7 protein-coding genes are annotated in these 9,196 nt (G+C 30.6%); all 7 read right to left on the bottom strand.

The window, feature by feature from the left end:
- Positions 1 to 171 precede the first annotated feature (171 nt).
- The 7 genes from QX51_RS20670 to brnQ all read right to left on the bottom strand — a co-directional run bounded on the left by QX51_RS20670 (position 172) and on the right by brnQ (position 9,133).
- Positions 172 to 1,092, bottom strand: a complete 921-nt coding sequence (locus QX51_RS20670; protein ID WP_161791919.1) for a gamma-glutamylcyclotransferase family protein — start codon at positions 1,090 to 1,092, stop codon at positions 172 to 174.
- Between the two features lie 288 nt (positions 1,093 to 1,380).
- Positions 1,381 to 2,214 carry a phosphoenolpyruvate hydrolase family protein gene (locus tag QX51_RS10370; RefSeq protein WP_039679844.1) on the bottom strand — a complete coding sequence of 278 codons (834 nt, stop codon included), beginning with the start codon at positions 2,212 to 2,214 and terminating at the stop codon, positions 1,381 to 1,383.
- A 23-nt stretch (positions 2,215 to 2,237) separates the two neighbouring features.
- Positions 2,238 to 3,446 (bottom strand): Tm-1-like ATP-binding domain-containing protein, encoded by a 1,209-nt coding sequence (locus QX51_RS10365; RefSeq protein WP_039679843.1) that lies wholly within the window; start codon positions 3,444 to 3,446, stop codon positions 2,238 to 2,240.
- Positions 3,447 to 3,535: 89 nt separating this feature from the next.
- Complete coding sequence (locus QX51_RS10360) at positions 3,536 to 4,759, bottom strand: phosphoenolpyruvate hydrolase family protein (protein WP_039679842.1); 1,224 nt, start codon at positions 4,757 to 4,759, stop codon at positions 3,536 to 3,538.
- Positions 4,760 to 5,194: 435 nt separating this feature from the next.
- Complete coding sequence (gene preA / locus QX51_RS10355) at positions 5,195 to 6,427, bottom strand: NAD-dependent dihydropyrimidine dehydrogenase subunit PreA (RefSeq protein WP_039679841.1); 1,233 nt, start codon at positions 6,425 to 6,427, stop codon at positions 5,195 to 5,197.
- A 50-nt stretch (positions 6,428 to 6,477) separates the two neighbouring features.
- A complete protein-coding gene (locus tag QX51_RS10350) occupies positions 6,478 to 7,683 on the bottom strand; it encodes an FAD-dependent oxidoreductase (protein WP_039679840.1) in 1,206 nt (401 codons plus the stop codon).
- Between the two features lie 67 nt (positions 7,684 to 7,750).
- A complete protein-coding gene (gene brnQ / locus QX51_RS10345) occupies positions 7,751 to 9,133 on the bottom strand; it encodes a branched-chain amino acid transport system II carrier protein (RefSeq protein WP_039679839.1) in 1,383 nt (460 codons plus the stop codon).
- Positions 9,134 to 9,196 lie beyond the last annotated feature (63 nt).

Raw genomic sequence — 9,196 nt, 5'->3', positions numbered from 1 at the left:
TAAAATAAATATTTTCGACTTTTTTTATTTTAAATTTTATTAATAATACAAAAAATGAATAAATTAAAATAAATATATCAGTTATCAAATTTATAAAAATAATTATTACTTAATAAAAATAAGGAACTGTTACAAATATCACTTTTGTAACAGCTCCTTATTTTTTATTTTTTATTTTTTATTTTTTTCCATATATTGCTTCCAGTCTCCATTTTTAACTGGAACTAATTTATCATCTTTATTATAATCTGCTGATTCATTGTATTCATAGTAATATGCTTTTATAACAGTTCCTTCTGCAATCTTTACATTTACAACTTTTCTGTTATATTCATTTTCACTTTCCTTACCTTTTTCATAAGCTTCTAACTCATCAAGTTCTTTTAATACAGATTCAAAATCATTAAATGACATTAATTCTCCAACAACTTCTCCCTCTCCTGGAACTACTGCTGGGTATCCTTTATTTTCTATATGGAATAAATCTCCGCTTATTGTTCCTTTTACATTTTCTTTAACTTTACCATCTAGATAAGTTTTATAGTTGAACATATCACTTCTTAAGCTTCCATATACAAATACTCTTTCAACTTTCATATTTTCCATATATGAGTTCCAGTCACCATTTTTTACTTCTATTAATTTATCATCTTTGTTATAATCTGCTGATGGGTTGTACTCATAGTAATATGCTTTTTCTACACTACCATCTTCCAACTTAACATCTACAACTTTTCTATTATATTCATTTTCTTTTTCTTCACCTTCTACATAAGCTTCTAATTCATCTAAATCTTTTAATGTAGATTCGAAATCTTTAAATGTCATTAACTCTCCTATTACTTCTCCATCTCCTGGAACTACTGCTGGATATCCTTTATTATCTAAATGGAATAAATCGCCTTTAATTGTAGCCTTTTTATTTTCTTCAACTTTTCCGTTTAAATATACATCATAGTTAAACATATCGCTTCTTAAGCTTCCATAAACAAATACTTTATTAATGCTTTCAACTTCTTCTTTAGGAGTACTACATCCAGTCAAAGTTAGTAAAAATGTCAATAATAAAGTTCCTAATAAAATTTTCTTCATTATTTTTCCTCCAAGTTTATTTTTATTTGCATGTACTAGTTTACTTATACTAAACATTTAGTATTTTTATGTATTTGTTTTGTTTTTCTAAACATTAGGTTAAATATAACTATACAATAATCTCTACATTAAAATAACAAATTATACTCTATATGTCAATATATTCAAACTTAAAATTTATAAATAAGACGATAAAATATTTATGCATTAAAATAACTCTACCTTAATATTTTAAATATACTGAGGTAGAGTTATTTATTTTGCTATTTTTAGTTTCTGTATTACTTATTATTTTTTACTTATAGATTTAAATGAAGCAGTTTGTTCTTTAATTCCTTTTTCTGCTGCAAATCTTTCTATACTTGAAGCACCGAAGAAGCCATCAATTCCTTCAATGTTTTCTATTATGTAAGCAGCATCTTGTGGCTCTGCAATTGGTCCACCATGGCAAATAACCATTATATCTGGATTTACTTCTTTTCCTGCTTTCATTATAGCTTTTATTTTTTCAACACAATCATCTAATGTAAGAGCAGTTTTTGCTCCTATTGTACCTTTTGTTGTTAATCCCATATGTGCTACTAATATGTCTGCCCCTGCTTTTGCCATTGCTTTTGCTTGATTTGGATCAAATACATAAGGAGTTGTTAGCATATCTAACTCATGAGCTTTTCTTATCATTTCAACTTCTAAGTCGTATCCCATTCCCGTCTCTTCTAAGTTTTGTCTGAATACGCCATCAATTAATCCTACTGTTGGGAAGTTTTGAACTCCACTAAATCCTTGCTCTTTAAGTTGTTTTAGAAATACGTCCATTACTCTAAATGGATCTGTGCCACATACACCAGCTAAAACAGGCGTATCTTTTACAACTGGTAGTACTTCTGCACCCATCTCTACTACAATTTGGTTTGCATCTCCATAGGATAATAATCCCGCCAGTGAGCCGCGCCCTGCCATTCTATATCTACCTGAGTTATAGATTATTAACATATCTGCGCCCCCAGCTTCACTACTCTTAGCTGTAATACCTGTTCCAGCACCAACTCCTACAAGTATTTTACCTTGCTTAACATCTTCTTTAAATTTATTTATTATTTCTTGTCTTGTCATTTTATTCATCTAAGATTCCCCCTAACTATTAATTATTTTTCCATTAAATCTATTAAGTTTTGTGCTGCTCTTTGAGCAAATTCTATATCATTAATGTTACAATTCATCTCTTGGATTGTAACAACATCTTTATTTGTTAATTCTTTTAAAGTATCAAATAATTTTTTATCTTCTTCCTCTCCATAAAAAGGTTGGTCTTTGGCATCAATTCCCGAAACTCCTTTTAAAGGTAACATAAGTATAGTTTGTCCCTTTGACATATTTAATTTTTCAGCAATCTTTCTACCTATTAATTCATTTTCTTCTACAGTAGTTCTCATTAGTGTTACTGTAGGATTGTGTTTATATAAATTACGTCCTGTGAATTTTTCTGGCACTGTATCATAAGGTCCAAAGTTACACATATCTAAAGCACCTACTGATACTACTTGTGGTATATTATGTTTTGCAGCTGCTTCTAATCTATTAGGACCTGCATTTAGCACTCCACCAATAATTTCATCTGCCCATTCTGTTGTTGTAAGATCTAGAACCCCTTCTATAAATCCACCTTCTATAAGAGATTCCATTGTTCTTCCACCAACTCCTGTGGCATGAAATACTAAAACTTCATAACCTCTCTCTTCCATGTATTCTTTTGCTGCAGTTACACATGGAGTAGTTACACCAAACATAGTTGCTGCCACTAAAGGCTTTTTATCAAGAACTTTTTTGTTTTCAAATTTAACCATACCTACAATTGCAAACACAGCATTTGTAAATATTTTTGTTGAAATAGAATTAAGGCCTGCCACATCCACAATAGATGGCATCATAACAATATCACTTGTTCCCACATATTGAGATGTATTTCCCGAAGCCACTGTTGATACCATAAGTTTTGGTACACCAATAGGAAGAGCTCTCATTGCAGGAGTTACTAAAGAAGTTCCCCCTGACCCTCCAAAAGAAATAATTCCATCAAACTTTCCTTGTTCATAAAGCTTAGGTACTAACTTTTCCATACCTTTTGATAATACTTCTGTTGCCAATGCTCTATCTTTTTTGCTAACAATATCATTTATATTCCAACCTACCGCTTGTGCCACTTCTTCGTTGGATACGTCAGGTTCAAAAGTTGATTCAAAAACCCCTGTATGTATTGTTAAAGTACTTAGACCTAAACTTTCAATTAACTCTTTCACATATAAATATTCCTTGCCTTTAGTATCAAATGTACCAGCAATAGCAATAGTTTTCATGAATTAATCTCCCCTACAGATATATTTTATATAGTTGGTATAAATCAACTTATAATCTTTTGTTTTTTAATACTAACTATACCTTAATACTATTCTGTTTTACTTTTTAAGTAAACGTTTTTATGTTCTGTAATTTTGTGTTTATGTCGTATTGGGGAATATCCTTTATATTTTTTAAACATTTTGCTGAACTGTGAATAGTCATTATACCCAACCAATGATGCTACTGTTGATAGAGGAATATCTTTTTTATTTAAGATATCGACAGCTTTATTTATTCTAAACTTTACTAAATATTCTGGAAAAGAGCATCCAACTTCTTTTTTAAATAAACTACTTAAGTAACTTCTAGACACATGAGCTACTTTTGCCAAATCTAAAAATGATATTTCATTCATATAATTTTCAGCAACATATTTTTTAACGAATTCAACATAATCATAATGTTTTGTAATTCCGTCAAGCATTTTCACCATTAAATCATCTTCATCCACATTGGAAGTTGTTTTAAAATCTTTTATAGTTTTCGTAAGCGATTTTTCTAATGGAATTCTTTCAAAAGCAGAACCGCCAATATATCCCATTAAATCTTCATTACTATACATATATTGAATATCTATTGGTGTTTTAACAGGGCCACCATAAATTAATTTAATTACGTTTGGATTTAGTTCATTGCATAGTTTAAAAATTTTTTCCATTTTACTTTTTACACTTTCCAAAGAAAATACTTTCTTTGCCCCCAATAATCCCCCTTCAGTTAGTCCCAAATGAACACAAATAGTATCAGCTCCAGCCTCTATCATTTGCTTAGCTTGAATTTCATCAAAAACAAAAGCTACAGTAAATAAACCTTTCTTATGTGCTTTTCTTATTAAATCTACTTCTAATAAATAACTAAATCCTGATTCCTCTAATGCTTCCCTGAGCTTCCCATCAATAAGTCCAATAGTTGGATAGTTATTGACTCCAGAAAATCCTTTTCTTATTATTTCATCTATGTAAATATCAATATCTTTTGTGGGATCTGTTGCATTTACACCAAAAATGATAGGTATATCTTTTACTAAAGGAATAATTTCTCTTGATGCAAATTCCATAACCATGTCATTGCTGTTAGAGTATGGTAAAAAACCTGCTAATGACCCTCTTCCCATTTGACGAAATTTTCCTGAATTAAGCATTAAAAGGAAGTCTGCACCAGCCCTTTCTGAATACTTTGCTGTCATACCAGAACCTGTTGCTACTCCCAAAATATGGTTTCCTTTCTCTACCTGAGCTCTAAGTCTTTCTAATATTTTTCGCCTATCCATAATTTTCCCCCCTTATGCTTCCCTTTAAAATATTACTATGTAATTAAAGCCCCTAGTTATTTTTTTATAAATACTAGAGACTTTATATATTTTCAGATTTACTTTCTCTCATTTTAGTGATTCTTTTAATGAATTACTTTAATTAAAGCATATATGTAAATAGTAGTGATTAATATAGTAAATCACAATAAAAAAAATTCGCTTCGCTTAAGTGACGTGGCTGCGAAACACTTTAAGCCACTGCGTGGGCGCTATGAAATTTTAAGTAACGACCTTGATAAAAAACTAACTTTTTACATCTTAATATTTGTAATATTACTTCGTTTCACAAATTTCCCACAGATTTGAGAGCAATATAATTTCCTTATATGTAAAAAGTACCCACTAAAACAGATATTTTAGCGGGCACCCAATTTACAAATTATTCATTTTTCATTACATAACTATTTCTTTTACATTACCATCTCTATACATTATTTCGCCTTTTCCTATTGCTCCAACAGGACATACTAAGCTACATAAATGACATCCAACACATTTATCTTTATTTAAAGTTATTTCTCTAGTTTCTTCATCATATGTATAAGCTTGATGTCCTCCATCAAAACAAGAAACGTAACATCTTCCACATCCTATACATCTATCTTTATCTATTTCTGGATAAATAACAAATGTACGATCTATGTCTTCAGCAGGTATTATGTTGTTATTTGCAAGTCCTACTAAATCTTGTAATTTATCTATTCCTCTTTCTTCCATAAAATATGATAATCCACTTATCATATCTTCAACTATTCTATATCCATATTGCATTACAGCAGTTGTAACTTGTAAATGGCTTGCTCCTAATAATATAAATTCTAATGCATCTTTCCAAGTTTCTATACCACCTATACCACTTATAGGAACATCTTTTAATCTTTCATCTGTTCTCATTTGTTGTATAAATCTTAGAGCTACTGGTTTTACAGCTTTTCCTGAATAACCAGATATTGAAGATTTACCATTTACTATTGGAAGTCCTACCATTTTTTCAAAATCTACACCAGTTATTGATTTTATAGTGTTTATAGCAGATATTCCTGCTGCACCACCTTCTATAGAAGCTACTGCTGGAACTACCATATCTCCAATGTTTGGAGTCATTTTTGCTAATATTGGTAATTTAGATCCTCTAGCTACTGCTTGACAGTATTTTTTAACTAATTCTGGGTTTTGACCAACATCTGAACCCATAGCATGACTAGTCATTTGAGGACATGAGAAGTTACACTCTATCATATCTGCACCAGCTTCTGTAACTAATCTAGCTAGTTCTTCCCACTCTTTTTCGTTTTCACCCATTATAGACGCAACTATAACTTTATTTGGATAATTAGTTTTTAATTTTTTTAAAGCCTCTAAACTTTCTTCCAGTGGATGTTCAGAAATTTGTTCCATATTTTTAAATCCAACAAATTCAGTACTTTCTTTTCTTAAAGCGTCAAATCTTGGAGAGCAATCTGTAGGTATAAAGAAACCAAGAGTTTTAAATACAACTCCTCCCCATCCAGTTTCCAAAGCTTTCGCACACATTTCATAACAGTTATCTACAGGTGAAGAAGATAAAAAAAACGGATTTTCACACTTAACACCACAAAATTCTATTGATAAATCTTTTTTAAACATTAATTTGCCCACCTTTCTTTTATTTAAGGGATATTAATTATAATTTTTTATTAGCACTTTACTGAACTTTTTTCATTTACAAAGTCTATTACTTTCTTAGCCACTTCTTTACCGCTCTTTATAGCATAAACTACAGTTTTTTCACTTGAAACCACATCACCTGCTGCAAATATTCCTTTTGAAGAATCTAGTAATTCATCCACATTTTCTTCACTTTCTTGACTTATTGCTAATATATATTGATCACATTTCATTGTTATAGTTGTATCATTTCCTAAACTTTCAAATGTTGCTTTTTCAACTTTTGAATTACCTTCTATGCTAACTGGTTTAAATTTAACATACATGTTTACTCCAGCTTCTTTTGTTTCAACTTTTTCATCTATATATGCTGGCATTTCATTTTCAGTTCTTCTATATAATATATTAACGTTATCTGCACCTCTTAATTTTGCAGTTCTAGCAACGTCCATAGCCACGTCTCCACCACCAACTACTATAACATTTTTACCAACATATACATTTTGTGGTTCTTCTTTAACTTTTCTTAAGTAATCAACACCGATCTCAACATTTTCTAAATTTATTCCGTCTATATTTAAAGTCTTACCTTTGTGTAGTCCACATGCCCATATAACAGCATCAAAACCTTCTTTTAATAAATCTTCTGGTTTTTCTACTTTTACATTATTTTTAAATACAACACCTAATTCTTTTATTTGATTTATTTCATGAGCTACTAATTCCCCAGATAATCTATCACTTGGTATTCCATAAGTTAAATAACCGCCTAATTTTTCATCTCTTTCATAAACAGTTACATCATAACCTTCTTTTAATAACTCAACTGCTGCTGCAAGACCAGCTGGTCCAGATCCAACAACGCCAACCTTTTTATCAACATGTTTTCTTTCTCTTAACATTGGAACATTTAAAGTTTTATCTAATTCCATTAAATATTCTTGAAGCATTTTTATTTTTATAGGTGTTTTTAGACTTACTCTACTACAAGCACCTTCACAATAAGCTTTTGATGGACATACTTTACTACAAACTCCACCTAAAACATTGTTTTCTTTTATTGTTTCTATAGCTCCTTTTGGGTTTTCAAATCTTAATGATCTTATAAATTTTGCTGGGTCTGTTCCTGCTGGGCATGCTTTAGAACAAGGTGCATCATGACATAATAGGCATCTAGATGCCTCTTCACGTATTACTAACTCAAAATTCTTATCAGTTTTTTTGTTTTGATCCATTTTCATTTTCCTTTCTTAACTATTTTTTATTTTAGGCCTAATAAGGCTTAATGAACTTTTTTAATTTTCACTCAGAAACTTTCACATTTTTTATTACTTGTTTTTTATCTAATTGGTAAAATACATAAGATAATAGTGCTACAATAGCGCATCCTACTACCCAAGATAGTTTCATATTAGCAAGTGGCATTTTTAAATATAGAGATTCAAATGTATTAAGATTCCAGCCACATAAGCTGTTATAAGCATATATAGCATCTAAAATTCCATATACAAAACTAGCGTACATAGTGCATCTAGCTGCAAATAAACATCTTTTGTCATTAACTTTAGGTACAAATACATAGAATAAAATTAAAATTATTAAGGCTGGTGATAAAGAGTCTAGTAATGGTCCTACATAAGCCAAAATATTATCTAATCCTATGGCTCCAACCAAAGTACTACTTACACAAACAACTATTACAGCTGTTTTGTATGATATTTTTTTATTAGATACGTCTTCGAAAAATTCTGCTGCAGCTGCTGTTATTCCTACAGCTGTTGTTAATGATGCTATAGCTAAAGCTACACAATATAAAACTCCTCCTGATCCACCTAGTAAAAGAAATGCAACCTTTGTATACAACTTAACATATGTTAAATCTCCTGTTGGTCCCATTGCACCTCCAGTTGTTGCTCCAATAACCATATGTCCTAAATGGCTTAATGTAAGCATTCCAATACCACATATACCAACTTTTATAATATTGCTATTCATATTTTTTTCTGTTACGCCTTTTGCTCTTAGATTATTTAATATGACTATTCCAAAGACTAAAGCACATAGTATATCACCTGTGGCATATCCACCTGTAAATCCATAAGAAAAGGCTGAACCTTCATAAGATTTAGGGGCCCATGTTTTTGATATAGGATCTAGCAAACCTTTTCCAATGATGCATACAACTATAATCAATAATACTGGGAATAGAATCTTACCTATTTTGTCCATAGTGTCTGATCTACCTGCTAAAAACCAATATGTTACTAAATAGAAAATTATAGAAAATATAATTATTGGCAATTTACTACTTGTTTCAAACCCTGTTGCTTGAACTATACCATCCCATGATGATGCACTCATTCTTGGAACCACATATAATGGCCCTAGCATCAATATAGTAATTGTTGTAAAGATAGAACCAAATTTCGGCATAATTTTTTTTGTTAATGTATTATAAGTTCCCTCTCCTCTAACAAGAGCCACATAAGCTAACATTGGCATTAGTAATGCTGTAATAAGTACTCCTATAAAAGCTATAAATACAGAACTACCACTTTCTTTTCCCCAGTTCATTGGCCATGTCATACTTGATGACCCAAAATGCATGGAAAAAAGTGCAGCTCCCATTAAAAATAATTCCTTTGCTGGCAAACTATCTTTAATTTCTTTACTCTGCTTTTCCATAATACCCCCTCTTTCAAATGTGATTTTATGTAATTTATGTAATTTATGTAAACGGTTACATAA

This window comes from Terrisporobacter othiniensis (assembly GCF_000808015.1).
GTDB classification, from domain to species: Bacteria; Bacillota; Clostridia; order Peptostreptococcales; family Peptostreptococcaceae; genus Terrisporobacter; species Terrisporobacter muris.
This window is presented reverse-complemented; position numbering and strand designations above follow the sequence as displayed.